Source organism: Cellvibrio sp. (assembly GCF_039207905.1).
In the GTDB taxonomy this organism is placed as follows: Bacteria; Pseudomonadota; Gammaproteobacteria; order Pseudomonadales; family Cellvibrionaceae; genus Cellvibrio.
On the sequence record NZ_JBCECX010000001.1, the window covers coordinates 196,630 to 218,436 of the forward strand.

At 47.5% G+C, this 21,807-nt stretch carries 17 protein-coding genes; 9 read left to right on the forward strand and 8 right to left on the reverse strand.

The features are described 5' to 3' along the window. Positions 1-147 precede the first annotated feature (147 nt). The 4 genes from AAGC78_RS00785 (at position 148) to AAGC78_RS00800 (ending at position 6,546) form a co-directional block, all read left to right on the forward strand. The gene (locus AAGC78_RS00785) at positions 148-2,505 is read left to right on the forward strand and encodes a YfiR/HmsC family protein (RefSeq protein WP_435782116.1); all 2,358 of its coding nucleotides are present in this window, start codon (positions 148-150) and stop codon (positions 2,503-2,505) included. 208 nt (positions 2,506-2,713) lie between these two features. Then, complete coding sequence (locus AAGC78_RS00790; RefSeq protein WP_435782117.1) at positions 2,714-4,870, forward strand: TonB-dependent receptor plug domain-containing protein; 2,157 nt, start codon at positions 2,714-2,716, stop codon at positions 4,868-4,870. A gap of 34 nt (positions 4,871-4,904) precedes the next feature. Beyond that, positions 4,905-5,711 carry a citrate/2-methylcitrate synthase gene (locus AAGC78_RS00795; protein WP_435782118.1) on the forward strand — a complete coding sequence of 269 codons (807 nt, stop codon included), beginning with the start codon at positions 4,905-4,907 and terminating at the stop codon, positions 5,709-5,711. Further along, positions 5,695-6,546 (forward strand): hypothetical protein, encoded by an 852-nt coding sequence (locus AAGC78_RS00800; protein WP_435782119.1) that lies wholly within the window; start codon positions 5,695-5,697, stop codon positions 6,544-6,546. Before AAGC78_RS00795 ends, AAGC78_RS00800 begins: the two co-directional genes overlap by 17 nt. A gap of 77 nt (positions 6,547-6,623) precedes the next feature. On the opposite strand, the gene AAGC78_RS00805 is transcribed toward AAGC78_RS00800, so the two are convergent. From AAGC78_RS00805 to AAGC78_RS00825, 5 genes are all read right to left on the reverse strand, one after another. After that, complete coding sequence (locus tag AAGC78_RS00805; protein ID WP_435782120.1) at positions 6,624-9,176, reverse strand: GGDEF/EAL domain-containing response regulator; 2,553 nt, start codon at positions 9,174-9,176, stop codon at positions 6,624-6,626. Positions 9,177-9,305: 129 nt separating this feature from the next. Beyond that, on the reverse strand, positions 9,306-11,213 hold the full coding sequence (locus AAGC78_RS00810; RefSeq protein ID WP_435782121.1) for a thiamine pyrophosphate-binding protein: 1,908 nt from the start codon (positions 11,211-11,213) through the stop codon (positions 9,306-9,308). A gap of 274 nt (positions 11,214-11,487) precedes the next feature. Further along, entirely contained in the window at positions 11,488-12,348 is an 861-nt protein-coding gene (locus tag AAGC78_RS00815) for an ABC transporter ATP-binding protein (RefSeq protein ID WP_435782122.1), read from the reverse strand. 54 nt (positions 12,349-12,402) lie between these two features. After that, entirely contained in the window at positions 12,403-13,380 is a 978-nt protein-coding gene (locus tag AAGC78_RS00820) for an ABC transporter permease (protein WP_435782123.1), read from the reverse strand. 97 nt (positions 13,381-13,477) lie between these two features. After that, the gene (locus AAGC78_RS00825) at positions 13,478-14,830 is read right to left on the reverse strand and encodes a CmpA/NrtA family ABC transporter substrate-binding protein (protein ID WP_435782174.1); all 1,353 of its coding nucleotides are present in this window, start codon (positions 14,828-14,830) and stop codon (positions 13,478-13,480) included. A gap of 578 nt (positions 14,831-15,408) precedes the next feature. Here AAGC78_RS00825 and AAGC78_RS00830 point away from each other — a divergent pair. After that, entirely contained in the window at positions 15,409-16,566 is a 1,158-nt protein-coding gene (locus AAGC78_RS00830) for a transglutaminase domain-containing protein (RefSeq protein WP_435782124.1), read from the forward strand. 18 nt (positions 16,567-16,584) lie between these two features. Here the strand turns inward: AAGC78_RS00830 and AAGC78_RS00835 are convergent, their stop codons facing one another. Beyond that, on the reverse strand, positions 16,585-17,070 hold the full coding sequence (locus tag AAGC78_RS00835) for a DUF3833 domain-containing protein (protein ID WP_435782125.1): 486 nt from the start codon (positions 17,068-17,070) through the stop codon (positions 16,585-16,587). Between the two features lie 262 nt (positions 17,071-17,332). On the opposite strand from AAGC78_RS00835, the gene AAGC78_RS00840 reads away from it, so the two are divergent. From AAGC78_RS00840 to AAGC78_RS00855, 4 genes are all read left to right on the forward strand, one after another. Continuing rightward, complete coding sequence (locus tag AAGC78_RS00840; protein WP_435782126.1) at positions 17,333-18,148, forward strand: 3-keto-disaccharide hydrolase; 816 nt, start codon at positions 17,333-17,335, stop codon at positions 18,146-18,148. 79 nt (positions 18,149-18,227) lie between these two features. Beyond that, positions 18,228-18,710 carry a glutathione peroxidase gene (locus tag AAGC78_RS00845; RefSeq protein WP_435782127.1) on the forward strand — a complete coding sequence of 161 codons (483 nt, stop codon included), beginning with the start codon at positions 18,228-18,230 and terminating at the stop codon, positions 18,708-18,710. A 33-nt stretch (positions 18,711-18,743) separates the two neighbouring features. Next, positions 18,744-19,844, forward strand: a complete 1,101-nt coding sequence (locus AAGC78_RS00850) for an aspartyl protease family protein (protein WP_435782128.1) — start codon at positions 18,744-18,746, stop codon at positions 19,842-19,844. Between the two features lie 36 nt (positions 19,845-19,880). After that, a complete protein-coding gene (locus AAGC78_RS00855; protein ID WP_435782129.1) occupies positions 19,881-20,489 on the forward strand; it encodes a lysostaphin resistance A-like protein in 609 nt (202 codons plus the stop codon). 86 nt (positions 20,490-20,575) lie between these two features. On the opposite strand, the gene AAGC78_RS00860 is transcribed toward AAGC78_RS00855, so the two are convergent. Further along, positions 20,576-21,127 (reverse strand): PEP-CTERM sorting domain-containing protein, encoded by a 552-nt coding sequence (locus AAGC78_RS00860; protein ID WP_435782130.1) that lies wholly within the window; start codon positions 21,125-21,127, stop codon positions 20,576-20,578. 92 nt (positions 21,128-21,219) lie between these two features. Continuing rightward, the coding region (locus AAGC78_RS00865) for a carbohydrate-binding protein (RefSeq protein WP_435782131.1) at positions 21,220-21,807 on the reverse strand (588 nt) is incomplete at its 5' end.

The following is a 21,807-nucleotide window of genomic DNA, read 5'->3' on the forward strand; positions in this document are numbered from 1 at the left end:
GCATTCTTACAGAGATATTTCGCGGTTGATACGTGCTCCTGAAGCCAGGGAGTAATTTTACTCTGCTCGCCGTTGGCACAAGATCTATCAAAACCAGAATTAACCGGCTATGCTTCGATTGTTAAAAAACTTATAAGACCAATCGACATGTTAGCAAGCACTGTGTTGTCCTCTGTAGTTGCCCCTTGCCGCCGTAGTTCACCGCAGCAGGCTGGAGTGCATGGGCAGTTTTTGTCGCGCCTGCTGTGTTTCGTCTTATTATTGGTTTGCCTCATTCCTTCCGCTTGGGCGCAAGGCCTTAACAAGCAAAAAATTACTGCATCTTATTTATACAATTTCGCAAAAAATATTGAGTGGCCCAATCAGGCGGCCATGACCTCATTTGATATTGGCGTCTACGGCCCGACTAATCCGGCGTTGATGTCCGAGTTGGCAGTTTTACGCGACAGAATGAAGTTGCGTAATCTTCCTATTACTGTCACGCAAGTGAATCGGATCGAATCCCTTGGCAAGTACCACATGGTGTATGTGGAGCAGGCAAGCGTTAACACCATCGCCGGGATTTACGATGCGCTCGAAGGCAAACCAATATTGTTGGTCACCGATTCCTACAGCAACAAACAGTTGGTGATGATCAATCTGGTTACCACCGAGAATGATCGCCTGAAGTTTGAAGTAAATAAATCCAACATCATCAACCATGGTCTGACGCCGCTGCCGGAATTAATTTTAAACGGTGGTACCGAGATCGATGTTGCCAGGCTCTATCGTGAAGGGCAAGCCTCTCTGGTTGCATTGCAAAAACAATTGCACGGCCGCGAAAAAACCTTGAGCGAATTAACGGCAGCTATCCAGAATCAGGAAGCGTTGAATACCGGTTTGCAAAAAGAGATGGCGGAGTTAAGCCAGAACATCAAAAAAAGCGATAGCTTGATTGCCGAACAAAAAGTCCTGTTACAAGATCAGCAAACGCAAATCGAAACCAGTAAGAAAGAGCGCGAGGCCTTGTTGCGTGAGGTTGAGCTGCGCACCAAAGAGTTGGATGAACAGCAAACCCATCTGCGTACCATCTTGCAAGAAATTAATACGCGCGAGAAGCGCCTGACTTACTTGAACACCACCATCAAGTCGCAAGAGGAAACTATCCTCAAACAAAAGAACGCGATTGTGGATCTGGATGAGTTGGTTGATTCACAAAAAGTAGCGCTTCGCTATCTGTGGGGCTCGGTACTTCTGGGTACCTTGTTGATCATTACCGTCTTGATCGCCTATACCATTAAGCGTCGCGACAACCAGCGCCTTGCCGCGCACAGTCAGGATCTGCAAATGGCGCGTGATCGCCTCGCGATTGCCAAACGCAAAGCAGAAGACGCAAGCAAAGCCAAGAGTGAATTCCTGTCGTTGATGAGCCACGAATTGCGCACACCGCTGCAGGCAATCATCGGCTACACCGAAGTGGTTATCGAAGAGCTGAAGTTGGCGGACGATGAGCATCATCTGAAAGATTTAAACCGCGTAATTCTCAACAGCGAGCGTTTGTTAAAGCTGATTAACGGCGTGCTTGATCTGGCGAAAATTGAATCCGGACGCATGGATCTGGATTTGACCGAAGTGAAGTTGTCGAGTTTGGTCGATGAAGCTTTGGGCACTGTTGCGCCCTTACTTGAGAAGAATTCAATCAGCTTGCTGACGGATGTGGATGATGGTGAGACGCTGCCAATTGCTGATCCGGAAAAATTACTGCATATCCTGATTAACTTGTTGGGTAATGCGATTAAATTTGCTCCTAACGGACAAGTGCGGATAAAGGCGTACCACCAACCAAAACAAATTTATATCAGCATTGCCGATACAGGAATCGGCATCTCACTTGAGCAGCAAGCAAATATTTTTGACCCATTCAAACAAGCCGACTCAGGCACTACGCGTAAATTCCAGGGCAGCGGTTTGGGCTTGTCCATTACTCGCCAGCTGTGTGAATTAATGGGCGGTGGCATTCGGGTGGAGAGCGAGCTGGGTGTGGGCTCGAAGTTTATTGTGGAATTGCCTCTGCCGATGAAGCTGTTGTCGGGCGATGCAATCAAAACAGAAGGTGATGAACCCGCTGTTGAGGTCATCCCTGCGCTTGCACCGCCATCCGGTGAGCAAGTGGTGATGATTGATGATGATCCTGCGTTTCTGGATATTATGGCGCGCACTATTCGCGCCGAGGGTTATCAAGTCCATACGGCGAGTGATGCCGAAAGCGGTTGGCGGTTAATCCAATCGATTAAGCCTCATGTCATCACACTGGATTTATTTTTGCCTGACCAACATGGCTGGATTTTGTTCGAACGCATTAAAGCTGACCCGGATGTGTGCGATATTCCGGTCATCATCATCTCCATGATTGAAGAGCGTAAGCGTTTTAATCGCCAGCCAGCTGAGGAATATTTAACCAAACCCGTCCGCCGCGAGACACTCAAGCTCGCGATTCAACGCCTTGCCCCCCATAAAAATTCATAAACATCCCCTAAACTTGCGTTAAGCTCTTTGCTTTCATGCTCAGGTAAACTATCTTTAGCCTTCTCTTAGCGCGAAAAGTGCTTAGGCGATTTTTTTTAGACGATCAGCTATTGGTTAGGACGAATTGTTTGCGGTGAGTCAAACTCACCCGTAATTTGAGTGATATTGTCAGCGGAATGACGTCGGCCCTTTTAAATAGGTTGTCATTATGCGTGCAATAAGAATTCAAACGATCTCGCTGACTCTTTTTTTGGCATCCCAGGTGCATGGCCTGAGAGCTGAAACGGATACCCAATACGCCGCCGTCGACTTTTACAATCTTTCACTGGCCGAGTTAGGTCAGGTTGAAATCTCCATCGCTACCGGTAATAGCACTCCTCTTGATCGCGCCCCTGCAACTGCGTCTGTTATTTATGCAGCTGAAATTGAAGCCATGGGCGCACGCAGCCTCAATGATGTACTCGAAACCGTTCCCGGCCTTCACGTCTCCCTGTCATCGTTAAGTCGGCTTGATTCTATTTATTCTATTCGCGGGATTCACACCGGGTTTAATCCTCAAGTATTGCTACTTTTGAATGGTGTTCCCGTGCAGTACAGCTTGCAGGGTGGACGGCCTACATTGTTCCGCCTGCCGGTGACCAATATTGCGCGCGTCGAAGTTATTCGCGGTCCTGGTTCTGCCGTCTACGGTGCTGATGCTTATTCGGGCGTGATCAATGTGATCACTAAAGATGCGGCGGCTATCGATGCAACTGAAGTAGGCGCGCGTACCGGCTCCTTTGGTAGTCAGGATATTTGGGCACAAGGTGCGACTGAGTGGAACAATATCGCCATTGCATTCGGGATGGCCTATCAAAAAACCGATGGGGATTCTGATCGCGTCGTTAATGCCGATTTGCAAACTGCACTGGATAGCGTAATTGGTACCGATGCGTCATTGGCTCCGGGCGCGCTCTCTACTCGTTACGAATTATTGGATACGCATTTATCGCTTAGCACTGAACAGACCCAGGTCAATTTATGGAATTGGATATCGCGTGATGCAGGCGTAGGTGCGGGAGGTGCGCAAATCCTTGATCCATTGGGACACGACGACAGCAAGCTTTTTATGGTGGATGTAACCCATCACTTTAATAAAGATTCTTCTGTTTGGGACAACAGTATTCGCCTGAGCCATTTGTACTACGACATTGATACTGTTTTCCGCTTGTTTCCAGCCAATGCATTGTTGCCAATTAGCAAAGACGGCAACGTGGATTTCACCGATTATGAAGGTGTGGTGAGCTTTCCTGATGGCCTTTACGGTAATCCGGGTGGAACAATGGGTGATACTCTGGCTGAATGGGTCTCGCTTTATACCGGTTTGGAATCGCATCGTTTTCGTGTTGCAGTGGGTGCGAGGAAGCAAGAGCTTGATCCGCGTGAAACGAAAAACTTTGGCCCGGGTATCATCAATGGCAGTGAGTCAGTTGTCGATGGCAAGCTTACTGATGTCAGTGACACGCCTTATGTTTATCTGGCAGAAAGTACGCGCAACTTGCGTTATTTATCCTTGCAAGACGAATGGCAAATGACCAGTGGTCTCGCGGTTACTGCAGGTATACGTTACGACGACTATTCCGATTTTGGTGGTACCACCAATCCTCGCGTCGCTTTAGTGTGGACTGCAAACGAAAAATTGACGGCAAAATTGTTATACGGAAGTGCATTCCGCGCCCCCTCCTTCGCTGAACTCTATTTCAAAAACAATCCGGTTTCTCTCGGCAACAATACGTTGCGACCAGAGCGTATTGATACCCAGGAATTATCGTTTAACTTTCTTGCTGCGCAAACCTTGCAAACCTCCGTTACTTTCTACACTTACAGTGCAACGGACATGATCGAATTTATGCCCGATGAATTTGCTACCACCAAAACTGCGCAGAATGCATTGGATCAGGATGGTAAAGGTATTGAGTGGGAAGTTAATTGGAAGCCTCTGTCGCAGCTGCAATTAAGCAGTAGTTATGCGTGGCAGGATGCGGAAAATGTACATACCCGCGATACTATTGCCGATGCGCCCGGTCGGCAGTTTAAATTGAACGCAAACTGGGAATTTTTACCGCGCTGGCATATCAACAGCCAGTTGAATTGGGTTGGGGATCGCGCGCGCGCTGCAGGTGATTCGCGTGCGGAAATTGCGGATTACACTCTGCTTAATTTCACACTACATCGAAAAGAAATTTTGCGCGATCTGGATTTGTCATTTGCTGTGCGCAACGCCACCGACGAAGATGCGCGCGAACCAAGCAGTGGTTCCATCCCCGAAGATTACCCGCTCGAATCCCGCAGTGCCTGGTTAGGTTTAACCTATACCTTCCGCTAATTTTTTATCCTGTTTTTCATCGCTGGAAATTTTTATGAGCCAGGAATATAAGCACGAAGAGGTTCGTAGCCGCAACGAACCTTTTGTTACTCGCACGGCCACCAATCTCTGGTATGAAGAGCCAGCAGCAGATAATCCCTATCTTGCTGAAGCGAGCTATTGCCATGGTTATGACCTGGCAGAGCTGGCAGAAAAGCGCTCATTTGTTGATGTATTTTATTTATTGTTTCGCGGCGAATTGCCTACGCGCGCGCAAGCGCAATTATTGCAGCAACTGATGATTGCCTTGATCAATCCCGGTCCACGCCACCCGGCTACGCGCGCAGCAATGAATGCTGGTGTGGGTAAAACTGATCCGCTTCACATCCTTCCTATTGCAACTGCTGTACTTGGTGGCGCCTATGCCGGAGGCGGTGAAGTAGAAAATGCGATGCAATTTTTTGCAACACATAGCGGGGCAGACGCGCAACAAGTGACAACTAATTTGTTGTTAAGCAATGAAAGTGATTGGTCTGTTACCGGGTTTGATAAGCGATTCGGTGGTGTCGATCCTATCGCAAAAAAACTTGCTGATCATTTAGCTACTCTGGATGCAGCCGGTGCCGCGCTTGCATGGGGGCGCGAATTTTCGGCGGCGCTGGCAGCGCAAGGTATTGGTTGGACTATGGCTGGTGTCGCGGCTGCAGCATTTACTGATCTTGGTTTTAATTCGCGCACCGGTGCATGCCTGTTTCAATTATTGGGCGCGCCAGGTCTTTTAGCCCACGGTCTGGAAATGGCTGGTAAACCTATTCTTGCAATGCCTTTTGTGAGTGATGAAAATTATGTTATCGAACGATAAAGTCGCGCAGCAGCAGGCAACGATTATTGCTGACCTCGATCAGCGTCGTGGCAAAATTATTAGCAGCACTGGCGGATGGTTTCCCGGTAAAGGTGTATTCAGTCATGGCTATTCAATGCTGGAAGAATTGGTCGGTGAAAAAACCTATTTCCAGATTTTGATTCTCAATGCAACCGGTAAACTGGTCGAAAAACCTTTGGCGGATTGGATCGAGGCGCTTTACGGTTGTTTGAGTTGGCCTGATCCGCGCATTTGGTGTAATCAGATTGGTGCACTTGCGGGTGCTGCGCGCACATCGGTGATGAGTGCAACCGCGATGGGTTCGCTTGCAGCAGACTCGCGCATTTACGGTGTGCTGCCGCTACTGGAGAGCGTTACATTTATCCAGCAGGCACGGATAAATCAACAGCAGGGTTTAACACCGGCACAAATTATTGATAGTGCGTTTGCTGCTTGTGCCGGAAAGCCATACATCATGGGATACCGTCGCCCGATTGCAAAAGGCGATGAGCGTTTGGAAGTGATGGAAGAGGTTGGTCGCAAACTCGGCTTTGGTGTTGGTGAGCACATGTTGCTTGCTTATGAAATAGAAAAAGATTTGCTGCAGCGAATTGACGAAGGAATGAATATCAATGGCTACATGTCGGCTTTCCTGGCCGATCAAGGGTTCACTGCAGATGAATGCTACCAGATGTTTTCCATGCTGGTCGCCAGTGGGGTGACTGCTTGTTATCTTGATACTTACAAACGTCCCCCTGAAACATTTTTGCCGTTACGTTGCAACGATATTGATTATCAAGGTGCTGCGAAACGCCCGGTGCCGGATGCCGATTAAAAATAAAATGTGCAATAAAAAACGCCGCGAATTTCGCGGCGTTTTTTATTGAGTGTTAGATATTGAGTAGTAAAAAATTAGTGGTGCGTTAACACATTGCTGGCAAGATTGATCTTGGCCTGGGCTTCCAATATTTTGGCAATCGGCAGTGGGTGACCGATGTGATAACCCTGCACAAAGTCGATGCCCATGGATTTTAAAATATCGAGAATCGCTTCATTCTCCACATATTCTGCAACCGCTTTTTTTCCCAGCGCCTGTATTACTTGAATCATCGAGCGCACCAGGGTTTGGTCAATTGCATCGCGATGCAGGTTTTGGATAAACGAACCGTCCAGTTTGATGTAATCCGCGGGTAAATCTTTCAAATACGCGAAGCTGCTAAAGCCTGAGCCGAAATCATCCACAGAAAAGCTGCAGCCGAGCTTATGTAGCTCCGCGATAACCCGTTGGGTGATTTGCAAATTAAATAAACTGGCGCTTTCGGTCAGTTCAAAAGTAATACGCTTCGGATTAACACCGGTTTCTCTCAGATTTTCAAGAATTGTAGGGACGAGATTGTCATCTTTGAATGCCTGTGCGGAAAGGTTAATGGCGATATGGGTTAATTCCGGGTGTTCGTTGAGCGTCTTGATGGCGAGCTTGATAATCCAACGATCAAGCAAATGCATTTCACCGGCGGCTTCAAGTGCGGGAATAAAATTATCCGGCCCGGTAATGCGGCCATCAGTTTCAATCATGCGCACCAGTGCTTCGTAATAAGAAATGCGATTGTTTTTGATATCGAAGATCGGTTGGAAGTAGAGCACCATGCGGTCATCGGTAATTGCCTTGCGCACTTTCTGCGACATATTAATCGAATGACGCAATTCATCACTTTCGCTGTCGAGTGGGTCGTACAAATGAATGAGGTTGCGACCGCGACCTTTGGCAACATAGAGCGCGATGTCAGCGCGCATTAAATGCTCTTCCGCATTATTGGTGCTGCCGTCAATCAATGTAAGGCCAATACTGCTGCCGAGGTTGATGCGCTGTTCCTGTAATTGGAAGCTGAACTCGCCAATGATTTGCTGGATGCTGCGGGCAAAGTCATGCGCTTCCGTGCCTTTTATATCGCGCAATAAAATAGCGAATTCATCACCACCCAAGCGGCATAAAATATCGGCGCCGCGAATGCGTTTGCTGAGCAGGTGCGACATCTCGCGCAGTACTTCGTCGCCCTTCTGGTGGCCGAAGGTATCGTTGATGACTTTGAAGTGATCGAGATCCAAATAAACTAATGCGTGCTGGCGATTGTTGCGCACTGAGTCGGCGGTCAATTGCGCGAGCGTGGTTTCAAAGAAGTGGCGATTGTATAAACCGGTCAATGAATCGTGCATTGCCAGATATTTAAGCTGTTCTTGCGATTCGCGGCGCTCGGTAATGTTGTCCAAACAAATGGTGAGATTGCTCTGCTGCTTGGCATTGCTGGAGCGACTGATTTTTAATTGCGCCCACAGCTTCTGGTTGCGACTATTGCTCAAACAAATTTCAATTTCCGGGCAGGGTTTGTTTTGCTGCAACGCTTTGCGGATTTTGTTTTTGAACAGCGAAAACTGTGCGATGTCTTCATCGGCGAGAAAGTGTTCCAGCGATTTTCCGATGCAGTCGCTAATCGGAAAACCCATCATGGTTTCCCATGCGCGGTTCAGATAGCAAATAGCAAAATCGGAATCTAATTCCATCACTACCGATTGCAAATCATCGAGTAACTGATGGTGGCTCTCATACAATTGGCGGAAGGCGAGCTCGCGCTCCTGCAAGGATTTTACTTGCGTGGCAAATTGTTGGGTGCTGACTAAAAAGTCATCGCGATGGATAGCGATGTCACACACTTTGCGCAATTGCTCGGCGCGGAAAGGTTTGGGTAAAAAATCCACCGCGCCCAGTAACATTAATTCTTCCGCCTGATCCGTGGTGGTGTGTGCAGTCATAATTACCACGGGCTGGTTGGGATCAATACTTTGGATTTCAATCAAAATATCGCGCCCTGATAATTTCGGCAGCATCACATCCAACAACACCAAATCGTGGCGCCCTTGCACCCAGGCTTTCAATCCAGCATCACCTTCACTGGCGACTTCAATATTGAATGATGGTGCGAGCACGCGAGAAATGAGATCGGCGGTATCCGGCTCATCTTCGACGATCAGCAAGCGCGGTTTTGAATTGATGATTTGACTATGGGCAAGGTGCCTGACGACTTTTGGCAATTGCTCCAGATGTTCCAGTGGTAATAATTGATTAATGCCGTACTCGCGCGCGGTAACTTCGGCGATGCGTTCGCACCAGGTGCTGGCGATAATAATGATCGGCAAATCGGCGCGGCATTTGAGAATACCGCTTCTGACTAAACGCGACAGCCGCCAACCGTCGAGGTCAGCGGTATCGACATCAGCAATCAAGAGATCAACGGGTTGTTGGCGCAGTGTGCGCAGGGCTTTTTGGGCAGAATCAACACTGGTCAGATTATTCAAGCCAGCCGCAAGCAGGCTGGCAGTAATAGCAGCTAAAGCAGTGGGGTCGTTATTAACTACAAGGAGGTTAATAGGCGAATCAGGTTGATTGGGATTGGTGTTATCAATTAACACTCATAGGTCTCCGAATTAATATCCCTTTAGCCTAGCATAAACTGCGAGATGCCATTCGCCTAGGGATGTTTTTCGCTTAGACCATCCTTAAATTAACCCTGTAGCTAAAATAATCAACCTTGTTGCTAATTAGCCTCCCGGCGTTGCAGAGGCGCCATTCACTGCCAAGCCTTTGATGCGGTCGCCCATGGGTGGGACTTCATTGCGGTCGATGCGCACATCGAGCAAGGTCGGGCCGTTTTTGCTGAAGAGTGCGGTGTAGTCGAGTTCATCCAGTTGCGTAGGTGAATCGATAATGATGCCGTCAATGCCCATGGCTTGCGCCATCATCGCGTAATTGACTTCGTTCAGCTCCCAGCCAATCGACTCTTGCTGGCCGAGCATTTGGCCGTGCATCACCATGCCCATTGCTGAATCATTCAGCACTAAAAAGATAACAGGCAATTTTTGTTGGGCGGCGACCGTAATTTCCTGCGCGCTCATCAAATAAGAACCGTCACCGACGATACAAAGCGTAGGCGCGTTGCGGTTGGCGATAGCAGAGCCAATCGCTGCACCAATTGACCAAGCCATTGAACCGTAACCCATGGCGATGCGATACAAGCCTTCGCTATTCGCGCGGCTCAGGTAATGGGTTGCCCATGACCAGCCGTTACCTGCATCGACAAAAATGCGCGTGTCGTCGGGAAGTTGCTGCGAGAGATGGCACATCAAGCGCTGGGGTTTTACCGGGCTCGCATTGGAGTAGCATTTTTCCGGATCATTGAGTGTGAAGAATCCGCCGTTGGCATTTTGGGTTTCACCACCGGGCAATGTCTCCCAGCGACGTCCCCATTTACGCACTTCGCGCACGCTTTTTACCAAGCGATCAAAAATCACATCGATATTACCGAACACATGCAGGTTCGCCATAGGCGAGCGGGTGAAATGTTCGATTGATGAATCTATGTGCACGAGCTTGGTATTGAGCAAATCATTTTTCCAGCCGCTAGTACCTAACTCGCCGAGTTCGGTTCCCACCGCGAGGATCAGGTTTACTTCTTTGCTTTGCAGCAGGTTGCGTGCGCTTTCGTGTCCGGCAAAGCCAAACACACCGCGGTATTGTGGGTGATGTTCATCGACCCAGGTTTTGCCCATCGGCCCGGTAACAAATGCAGCGCCGGTGAGTTCGATAAATTCCATAATTTGCTTGCTGGCTTTGCCGACGCCATTGCCGATGTACATCACAATGTTGTCGACCTTGCCGAGCTTTTCGCACAGGCGGGCAATGGCTGAATCGTCGGCCATCGCAAAATCATGCACCAGCAAGTCGCTGTGGATATGGGCGTTGATGGATGCTGGTGCGCGCAGCACGTCAGCGGGCACGCTGATGTGAACTGGGCCGTTAGGTTTGCGATGGGCGGCCATGATCGCCGATACCAACTTGCTCTCCAGCTGTTCGTGGTGCGATACCAGCGTATTGAACTGGGTGACGTAACGGAACATGCCGACAGTATCTATAGCGGTGCAGCTGGATTCCTGCAGCGCGCGCTTGCCGAATTTAGGCAGCGGGGTCTGGGCGGTAATCACCAGCATCGGTAATTCATCGGCGAGTGCCGAGGCAACGCCAGTAATCAGGTTGGTCGCACCCGGTCCGGTAGTGGCGCAGACAACGCCCATTTTGCCGGTTTCACGGGAATAACCATCGGCCATAAAGGCAGCGCCGCACTCGTGGCGGGCAACAACTAAACGCGGGCCGCCTTGGCGCTCGCTGCGGGCAAGGGAGTTGAGCAGCGGCTCAATGGCGCCGCCCGGTACACCGAATACGGTATCGATATTCAATTGCTTGAGGTAATCGATAATCAGGTCGGCGTAGGTCGATGGAATCAGTTGTGCCTTTGGCTGCTGATCCTGTTGCGGTTGTTGGTGTGATTGGGGGTGATGTTGAGTTAATTCCTCTAGCGCATGTGCCTCAATCGATGGGATGGTGTCCTCAATTGATGGTTGCTCCAGTTTTGCGGTGAGGAGTAGATAGGGTTGCTTGCTTGCTTGCTGCATGGAGTGTTCGCGCCTTGTTTCCAAAAGTGCGTGATCCGTCACGGATGGGTGTCGCCTAAATATGCTGCATAATATATACCAATGATGAAAAATGTGCCAACTAAAAAACAGTCAAACAGGTCATTAAATGCTCTTTTTCTTGTTTTTGGTTTTCAGCCTGAAAAAACAACTTTCTTTTGCGTATAAAAAAAGCCCCGGCAAGCCGAGGCAACAGAGGTAGGTTTTGCCGATCATGCCAAGCCAATGATTGTGGGTGGCTTGGCAATTGGCACGATCAGGCGACGCTTTTAGCCTTTGCGGGCGCGTCTTTATCGAGCTGTTTTTCGGCGCGCTTGGCACCGATGGATTCAACTTTTTTTTGCTTCTCGTAAAGGAAGCGCAACACCGCCGAGCGGTAATGGTTGTATTCGGCGTTGTCAGCCAGTTCGAGGCGATTGCGCGGGCGTTCCAGGGTGACATCGAGGATTTCACCTACGGTAGCGGCCGGGCCGTTGGTCATCATCACAATGCGGTCGGACAGCAGCACCGCTTCATCCACATCGTGGGTAATCATAATCACCGTATTGCCCAACTCATTTTGGATTTCCATCAGCGAGTCCTGCAAATGTGCGCGGGTCAATGCATCCAGTGCGCCGAAAGGTTCGTCCATCAGCAACACCTGCGGCTCCATTGCCAGCGCGCGGGCGATACCCACACGCTGCTTCATGCCGCCTGAGAGTTCGTCCGGGCGCTTGTGAATCGCGTGGGTCATGTGTACCAATTCCAGATTGTGCTCAATCCACTCGCGCATTTCGGCTTTGGTTTTCTTGCCTTTGAATACGCGTTTTACGCCCAGTTCGACATTTTCATACGCGGTTAACCAAGGCAGCAGCGAATGGTTTTGGAAAACTACGGCGCGTTCAGGGCCGGGTTCGTTCACCTCGCGGCCATTCAACACTACACCGCCGGTAGTGGCTTTATATAAGCCAGCGACAATATTAAGCACGGTGGATTTGCCGCAACCCGAGTGACCAATTAGCGAAACAAATTCACCTTTTTTAATTTTCAAATCCACATTTTGCAGCGCGCAAAACGGACCTTTCGGTGTTGGAAATTCGATGCCCACTTTGGTTAATTCAAGATGGATCTGGCTCATGTTTTTTTCCTCTGAATATTTTTACGTTCTCTATTGCTTAGGATTAACAAGTGATTAGCGAACGACGGCGCTCTTGTCCCAGTTCACATAGGTTTGTAACAACAAAATAATACGGTCGAGTAAAAAGCCAATCAGGCCGATCACCAAAATGGCGAGACAAATGCGGCTTAATGAATCGGATGAGCCATTCTGGAATTCATCCCACACAAATTTTCCGAGGCCAGGGTTTTGCGACAGCATTTCCGCGGCGATCAATACCATCCAGGCGATGCCGAGTGAAATACGCAAGCCGGTAAACATCATCGGAATTGCAGAAGGTAAAACTATTTTAATCACGTGGGTAAACCAGCCGAGGCGCAACACGCGGCTAACATTAATCAAATCTTTGCTTACACCAGCAACGCCCACAGCGGTGTTGATCATGGTCGGCCAGAGTGAGCATAAACTCACGGTGAGTAATGAAATAATGTACGACTTGGAAAACATCGGCGAGTCAGAAACATAAACAGCGCTCACTACGATTGTCACCAACGGCAACCACGCCAGTGGCGATACCGGTTTAAACAATTGGATCAGCGGATTGAATGCGCTGTAGAGCGGTTGGCTTAGGCCAATCAAAATGCCGAGAGGAATGGCGATGATTGATGCAACAAAAAATCCGGAAAGCACAGTCACCAGACTGGTTTTAATTTTGTCAAAAAAAGTAGGGCGGCCATTAAAACTGCGCTCATCAATTTTAGCTTGTGGATCATTCGCCAGCAATTCGGCATTGCGCTTTTCCTGACGCTCATAAAACGTTGCTGCGCGCGCTTGTTCGGTTTTGTATTCGTCAACCAGGTTGCCCCACTGCTCATACACTTGCTTGGGTTGGGGGAAATCACCGAGAGACGTATTGATGTTAGGAGCGGCGGTGTGCCACAACAAAATAAACGCGAGTACACCGACAGACGGCATTAATATCGCAAGTACTACATCGCGCCATTTGATGGCTTTTAATTGTTCGAACTTCAAGGTGGCTAGTTTGCTGCTCATGAACATTTCCTCTGGTTACCCGCTCGCTCGTAAACGCTTGTTGGTCACTAAGTGAGAGCGGGCTTATTTTTCATTGCTCGGGTACAGGGTTGGTCAATCAGATTTTGTCGTCACCTTTCAAACCAATTTTGAATTTGGTGAGGTAATCATTAGGTTTGGTTGCATCAAATTGCACACCGTCAATCCATTCCGTTTCATTTGCTGCACGAATGCCGTTAAAGGTTTTGAAGTCGGGGAAATCGCTTGCGGCCATTTTTCCTTCAGCAATTAGATCCGCTGCTGCTTGTTGATAAATCTCTGGAGCTACGGCTTTTTTGCCCATTTCCATGTACCAGCTATCTGGTTTTGCTTCTGGGATTTGGCCCCAGCGGCGCATTTGGGTTAAGTACCACACGGCATCGGAAGTGTGCGGGTAAGAGGCGTTATAGCGGAAGAATACGTTGAAGTCGGGCGTTGGGCGTACATCTTTGCGCTCGTATTCAAAAACGCCGGTCATAGAGTTGGCGATAACTTTGTAATCAGCTCCCACATAATGCGCTGCAGAAATCATTTTCGCCGCCGCACTGCGGTTGGCATTTTCTTTTTCATCGAGCCATTTCGCTGCGCGAATCATTGCTTTAACAACACGCACGCTGGTGTTGGGATATTTCTGGATAAACTCTCTTTTTACCGCAAATACTTTATCGCCCATTTTGTTGTGCACAGCGATGACCGGCACACCAATTCCGCGAAATACGGCTTGCTGGTTCCAGGGTTCACCTACTGAGTAACCTTGAATTGTGCCTGCTTCCATAGTGGCTGGCATTTGTGGCGGTGGAGTAACGGATAATAAAACGTCGGCATTTAATTGGCCGGTGGTGTCACCCTTGTGCGGTGCATATACGCCGGGATTAATTCCACCTGCCGCTAACCAATAACGCAAACCCATATTGTGGGTGGATACCGGAAACACCACACCCATTTGCATTGATTTGCCTGCGTCTTTCATTTCGGTAACCACAGGTTTTAATGTGCTGGCGCTAATCGGGTGTACTAATTTTCCATCAGCTCCTACCGGTACATTCTTTTTCATTTTTTTCCAAACTTCATTGGAAACGGTAATCGCGTAAGTGTTTTGCGCCATGGTAAATGGAATTACCAATTCTGCTTGGGTGCCGTAACCAATATTGGCGGCAACCGGTTGTGCCATCAACATATGTGAGCCATCCAGCTCGCCGGAAATTACTCGGTCAAGTACAACTTTCCAGTTGGCCTGTGCTTCCAGTTCTACCGTCAAACCTTCATCGTCGAAGTAACCATTTTCGTAAGCGACCGCAAGGTCAGCCATATCAGTCAGTTTAATAAAGCCAAATTTCAAATCGGGTTTTTCTGCTGGGCCGGTAGCTGCTTGCGCGGCGGTTATTAAAGAAAATGCAGCGGCAAGGGCAAAGGTTTTTTTTGCCAAGGGCATTAGCAATCGTGAAATTTTTTTCATTGTAGTGGCGGTTACTTTCATTTCAGACTCCAGGCTGTGGATGCAAACATCGGTCATAAATTTAATTTTTATTTTTCTGAAAAATTTAAGATAAAAAAATAATTCAGAAAAAATTGGAAAAATTGTTTGATGTAATGAGTCAGTACAAATAGGCATATTCAAACACTGTGCCAAGGTCGGTGGTGCACTTTAACGGCGCAGGGAATTTGCTGTGTTGGTATTGATTCTTTTATTTTTTATTGCTTTTGCACATTGTTGGATCGCAGTAAAAGTGACTGCATATTTTTGGTGCCGATATTTGGTGGGTGGTTGTGCGCTGGTAGGTGCACTATTTGTTTTTTCTCGCGCTTTTTTCGAGCAATCTGCAGTGTCAACTCGTTAAGTGATTCTGCGTAAGGGGCAAAATGGTTATCCAGACAAAGATGAGTGAGATTAAAAATCTATTCTGCTTCAAGGGCTTGGCATAAATTTAGCGGGTGACTTGTGGCGCGCGGAATCGGCAAATGGCTCCTATACTCAAAGGGACTAACCGATCGGATTCGAGCCTAATAACAATGAATTCACTCCGTTTTTTGGTTGTATCACTGGCATTTACCCTTATTGCCTGTACCTCTGTGGTGCAGAAAGTCCCGTTTTTGGCAGATAAAGACCCTCTGGCGACGGCTTTGTCGGGTAGCTCCATTTTGGGAAGGCCTTATCAGGCTAGCGAGCTACCGGATGTCGATCTATTCGGTTTGACCAAAGAAATGCAGGTCTTCGCCGAGACAGTCACCGCGAAAGCCAATAACACCGATGCCAAAGCCGAGGCGCTGCACAAAGCGCTGATGACCTCCACCAATTACGGTGGGCGCGGCATCGTCTACAGCGCTTGCAACACCATCACCGGCAGGGAGGCATTCGAAACTCGCCAAGCCAATTGCCTGAGTTATACCTTGTTATTTGTTGCTATGGCTCGCCATGTTGGTTTGCTGGCGGAGGTAAATGAAGTCATCTTGCCGCCCACGTGGGATATGCGCGCGGGCGATACTTATTTGTTTATGCGGCATGTGAATGCCAAAGTATTTTTGCCGCGTCCGCAGCGCACCTTTGTGCGCGTGGTAGGTACAGCTGATGTGAGCGATATAGTGGTGGATTTGGAAATGCGTCGTTTTCGCCCGCACTATAAACAAAATATTATTGGTAAGGATTTGGTTTCCGCCCAATATTATTCCAACCGCGGCATGGAGTTGGCTGCAGAGGGTAAAACACGCGATGCGTTTTTGTATTTGCGTAAAGCTTTATTGATGAGTGAAAAGCCGAGTTATATCTGGAGTAACTTTGGTAGTTTTTATCGTCGCCAGGGATTGTTTGCTGAAGCAGAAGCGGTTTATTTGCATGGGCTCAGTATTAATCCGCGCGATTACACCATCATGCACAATATGGCTGGCTTGTATAAAGAGATGGGAAATATACAAAAGCATCAGGAGTATCAGAAGCGCGTGCGTATGCACCGCAATGCCAATCCCTACTTCATGTTCAAGCGTGCAGAAGAGGCGATTGAAAAAAATGACTATGAATCAGCATTGGTGTTGATAAAAAAAGCGATTAAAAAAGAAGAGAATGAAGAGCGATTTTATCAGCTCGCCATTACCATTTATGAAAAACGCGGTGATAGCGAGGGCGCACAGCATATGCGCGATAAGTTGTATCAGCTCAGTACAATACGTTTTTAATAGAGCGGTGTTTTTTGGTTAGTGTTTAACAATAACCAGTTGCACGCTACCGACTTTAAAGCCCCATTTGCGTAAAATGGATTCATTAAGCAGTGTTTTTTCATCCACTTGCCACATCCAATCTTCCACATTCAGTTGTAGCGGTTTGCCGTTGTATTTTATTTCCAGCACATAGTCCAATTGCATCGCATTGCCTTTGACTTGCGCGCTGCCAGTGCCAATCACATCGCCTGCGGTTGCTGCATAACCTTTGCTGGTAGGTGTAAGAGTCCAATTTCGATATTGAATTTCACCATCATCAAATACAAATTTTTCTTCCAGTGTGCCAATCCCCTTATCCCAATGCGCATTGATTGCCGCATTAAAATAACGCGTAACTTTGCCACCGCGATCTTTGACAACACCATGAGCACTCAATGAACCTTTAAAAAAGTGGTGCAAATCCAGCGCTGGCTGATTGTTGGCGTAGTCATCAATTGAGGTGGTTGAGCAGGAGGCAAGCATAAGTATCAAACCTGATAACAGCAGAGTTTTCCAGTAAGTGTGCATAGTGTTAAACCTTGGATAATCGGGTCGGCGAAGCAACGAGTGCGTGCAGATCTGCCTATGAATACGGGCGCTCCATTTATAAAGATCACTGGTGGATATTGGGAGATCAATTCCGGTGTAAGGTAAAGGACTGTAATTGTCCTGATGTATATATGGACTCATTTTCCCGCCCAGCCTAGTCTTCGCACCAATTACAACAACGACATGAGGAACGATAATGAAACCACTACTTCTAGGACTTTCACTCTGTGGCCTGCTGGCCAGTAATGCGGTTATGGCCGGTGAATGGAAATCCCTGTTCAATGGCAAAGACCTGACCGGATGGGAAGCTTATGTGAGCTATCAGCCGGAGACTAACGAGTACAACCTTGTTTCCAAACACAAGCCGCGCGGGCTAAACAATGATCCGAAAAAAGTATTTTCGGTGGTCGATGGTTTGCTGCGTGTATCCGGTGAAGAGTGGGGTGGTTTGACCACGCTTGATGAATATGAAAACTTCCATTTGAAATTCGACATCAAGTGGGGCAAGAAAAAATGGCATCCGCGTTTGGATGTAGTGCGCGATAGTGGTTTGCTTTACTACGCTGTTGGTCCTCAGGGTGCGCAAAGCGAACACTGGATGCGCAGCCATGAATTCCAGGTGCAGGAAGGTGACAGCGGTGATTACCACAGCCTCGATGGTGTGATCATTGATGTGCATGCAGGTGATGCGAATCAGGGCGATTGGAAATTCTATCGCTATGATCCCAAAGAGCCGCTGCGCAAAGATATTGCCGCGCGCGTGCTAAAGCTCGGCAATTATGAAAAACCAAGCGGTGAGTGGGACACCATGGAAGTCATCGCCGATGGCAAAACGCTGATTCACAAAGTGAACGGTAAAGAAGTCTTCCGTGGTTTTAATTCGCGCGAAAAAATCAATGGCAAATATGTCGCTTTGACGAAGGGCAAACTGCAAATCCAGTCCGAAGGGGCTGAAGCATTTTATCGCAACATCCTGATTAAACCTCTGGATAAACCCGCCGCTGAATACTAACTGTTTGGGGTTGATTAAATCGCCCCATCCGTGCAGTCTGGGCTCATGTTACTTTCGCCAGCAATATTAGAGGTGAGTCATGAGTCCTTTTTATACCTTCTCCGCCCAATCCCTGAACGGAACCCCCGTCGCACTGTCTGACTACGCAGGCAAGTTGGTATTGGTGGTCAACACTGCCAGTAAATGCGGATTCACCCCGCAATATGCAGGGCTTGAAACACTCTATAAAGAATTTGCCAATGACGGTTTGGTGGTCCTCGGTTTTCCCTGCAACCAATTTGGAAAACAGGAACCAGGGGGCGCAGAGCAAATCGCGCAGACCTGTCAGATCAATTACGGCGTGACTTTTCCGATGTTTGCCAAAGTGGATGTTAACGGCCCTGATGCCCATCCACTATTTAAATGGCTCACGGCAGAATTGCCGGGTTGGTTAGGGCAATCGATTAAATGGAACTTCACCAAATTTTTAATTGGTCGCGACGGTAAACCGATTAAACGTTTTGCCTCGATTACTAAACCGGAAAACATGGCCGGATTTATTCGACAGCAATTGCAATCCTGATGAAATTTTAAATTATCCAAACCTACAATAACGATGAATACCAAAAAGACAATTCTAATTTCCACTATCACTTTTGCACTGGGGTTTTACGCCAGTGAATATCGGCATGGGCGCCAAGTTGATAATGTGCAAGCTAATGTCACTAGCACTGTCCCTGAAGCACAAACAATCGATAGCGTTGATTTTCCCTCTATCCATGCTGAACCAAATCAAACGGTAGCTGCACAAGATAGTTTTGCACCAAGTGCTGCATTATCGCCGATCGCGCGAGCTAACCAATTAATTGCCAATGGTGCCTATGGTGAAGCGGTGCGCCTGCTAAATCAGTTGCTGGATGAGAATGCGAGAAACACCGAAGCGCTCTGGTTATTGGCGCGCGTGTATGAGCAGCAAGGGCAACATAAAGAATCGGTTGGGGTTTGGTTTCGCTATATTAATGCCGAAGTAGACGCACAGAAAATTGATAATGCATTAGATTATCTGGCGAAATATTTAATTCGCCTCACCGATAATCCATCCATTTTTGGTGAAAGTTATGAGTGGTTAATGGCGCAGCTAAATGACCTTATCAAGCTCACGCCGGATAACGGCGAGTTGCATTTACAGCTCGCTAAAATGAATCTAAAAAAAGAAGATAATGAGCAAGCACAATATCATGCATTGATGGCCGCTAATCAGCCAGAAACCCGTGCGCGGGCAGAGGGAATCCTCGCCAAGCTGGATGGGGATTCTGCGGGAGATGATAATAATCCACCGGAAATAACAGTACCTTTGATTCGCTTCGGCAGCCAATTTTTAGTGCCGGTAAAAGTAGAGGGAGTTCCAGTTAAGTTATTGTTAGATACCGGTGCATCGTTAAGTGGGTTAACGGCCAATTTTATTAATCGTCACTATTCATTAGTGAAATCCCCCAAGCCAATTCAATTGAATACGGCAAGTGGTTCGGTAGAAAGTTATTTGTTTGTGGTAGATACGTTTACACTCGACAATATCACCTTCAATAAACATATGCTCGCCCGTTTGCCCATGGAGAATATGGATCAATTTGATGGCCTATTAGGTGTTGATATCCTCGGCCGTTTCGATTTTTTTATTGACCAAAACAAAGCGGTGTTGCGTTTGCGGAAGCGGTAATCAAGCGCCGATCTAAATGGAGTTTTGGAGAATAGAATGCCAGCTAATGATAATAAATTAAGTTTCGCTTACGTGTTGGTCAGTCAATTTTGTATTGTATTTATCGGTTGCCTTATTGTGATTGCTGCCGAATTGCCGTGGCGCTGGTGGCATTCATCACCTGTAGTGGATTTGTCGCTAGGTATATTTGCTGCTGTAGTGACTTATGCGCTGATGTATTTTGTTTATCTTTATGGTGGTCGTGTTGCTGAGCAGTTAACTATTGATGTCAAAAAAATGGGGCGACACTTTATTGGTTACTCATGGGGCAAGCTGGTTATCATTTCTATTTTGGCGGGAGTTGGTGAGGAGTTATTGTTTCGTGTTGGTTTACAAGCCTGGTTTGCAACACATGTTAATATCTACCTTGCCATCCTCATCCCCGCACTCATTTTCGGTTTGTTGCATTTTATTTCCTTTGTCTACTTTGTTGTCGCGACCTTGATGGGTATTGTGTTCGGCGTTGCGTATCATTTCAGTGATAGTCTTGTGCTTGTTATGCTATGGCACGGTGCCTATGATTTAATTGCTTTGGCTGTGTTGGTTAAATATCCTCATATCATTGGGGTGAGTTTTGAGGAAGAAAATGCAACTTTAATAAGTTAGTCTTTGGAAAGTTCTGCGTTATATCTGTATCAATAAAAAAGCCGCATTTGAATGCGGCTTTTTTGTTTTTCCAAAGAAGTAGAATTTTATTTGCTGTGCTTTTTACGGCGTAGTGCTAAGCCTAACAGGCCAAGGCTTAATAAAATAATGGAAGACGATTCAGGAACATCACTGGTGATGCGTGCATCGCGTACATACCAGGTTTCATGGGTTTCGAATAAAGATCCTATATCAAAACCGTTAGTGATTAAGCCTTCGGATGCATCGATTAAATCGATATGATTAAAGTTACTCCAATACTCTGATGCAAAACGGTATATCGAGTGATCGCTAAAACCGGAAATCGGGTCAATTATCGCGTTACCAATAATAAAATCAGTCCAATCCGGGCGTAATGCCCACTCTGCTTCGGTAGCATAACGCCAGCCTTCGCTTGCGCGATATTCAGGCGCTTCGATATTACCTGGACCCCATTCCTCAGTGGCAATCGGGCCGGCATAAACCCAGTCAAGGCCGTTAAAGTTAAGCAGGATATTTTCATCCGGGATAATGGTTGATGCATCAATAATAACGGCATTGGCATTAGATCCCAGCAGAACGCTTGCTGTGAGCGTTAATGCAGTAAAAAACTTTTTCATGGTAAATCTCCGTGTATGAGTGTTGTGATTTATTGTTTACTCTGCTGCAACGGAATTTTCCGTTGCAGCTTTTTTACAACTTTTGGGTGTTTTTAGAGTTTGGTAATACGTAACCAGTTAATGCTCCAGCCACCTTGTTGTGCGTAGATGCCGAGATTGTAAGTGCCTGCATTTACGCTGACGGTTTGGCTAACAGTGGTGAAATTGCCCCAGTCACCCGTGGCAGGAATACTTGCGTTGCCCAATACAATTGAACCACCGTTTAAATCCAGTGATAACAATGAACCGGTTGGGCTAGCTACGCGATACTCCACCAAATAATTTCCGGTAGCTGGGAAGGTGATATTGGTGAATGCCATCCAATCTCCTGCATCGATTGCACCTACAACTTGGCCACCGCCGACATCACTAGTGCTAAACAATTCCAGGCCAGACATAAACGCAAATGTTTCTGCTTCGATATGTTGACTGAGCGCAGCCACAGAGCTTGCACTGGATGAACTATTTGCAGGAGTACTGGATGCTGCACTTGATGAGGCAGCGGAACCGCTCAATACAAACTCAGTCCATGGGGTATCCATTGCGCCAATTTCCTGCGCAACGGTCATGAAATATTTCACGGTCGCACCTGCAGGTAATCCGGTTAAATCGTAAGTGTTGGAGTTATCCGCGTTATGTGC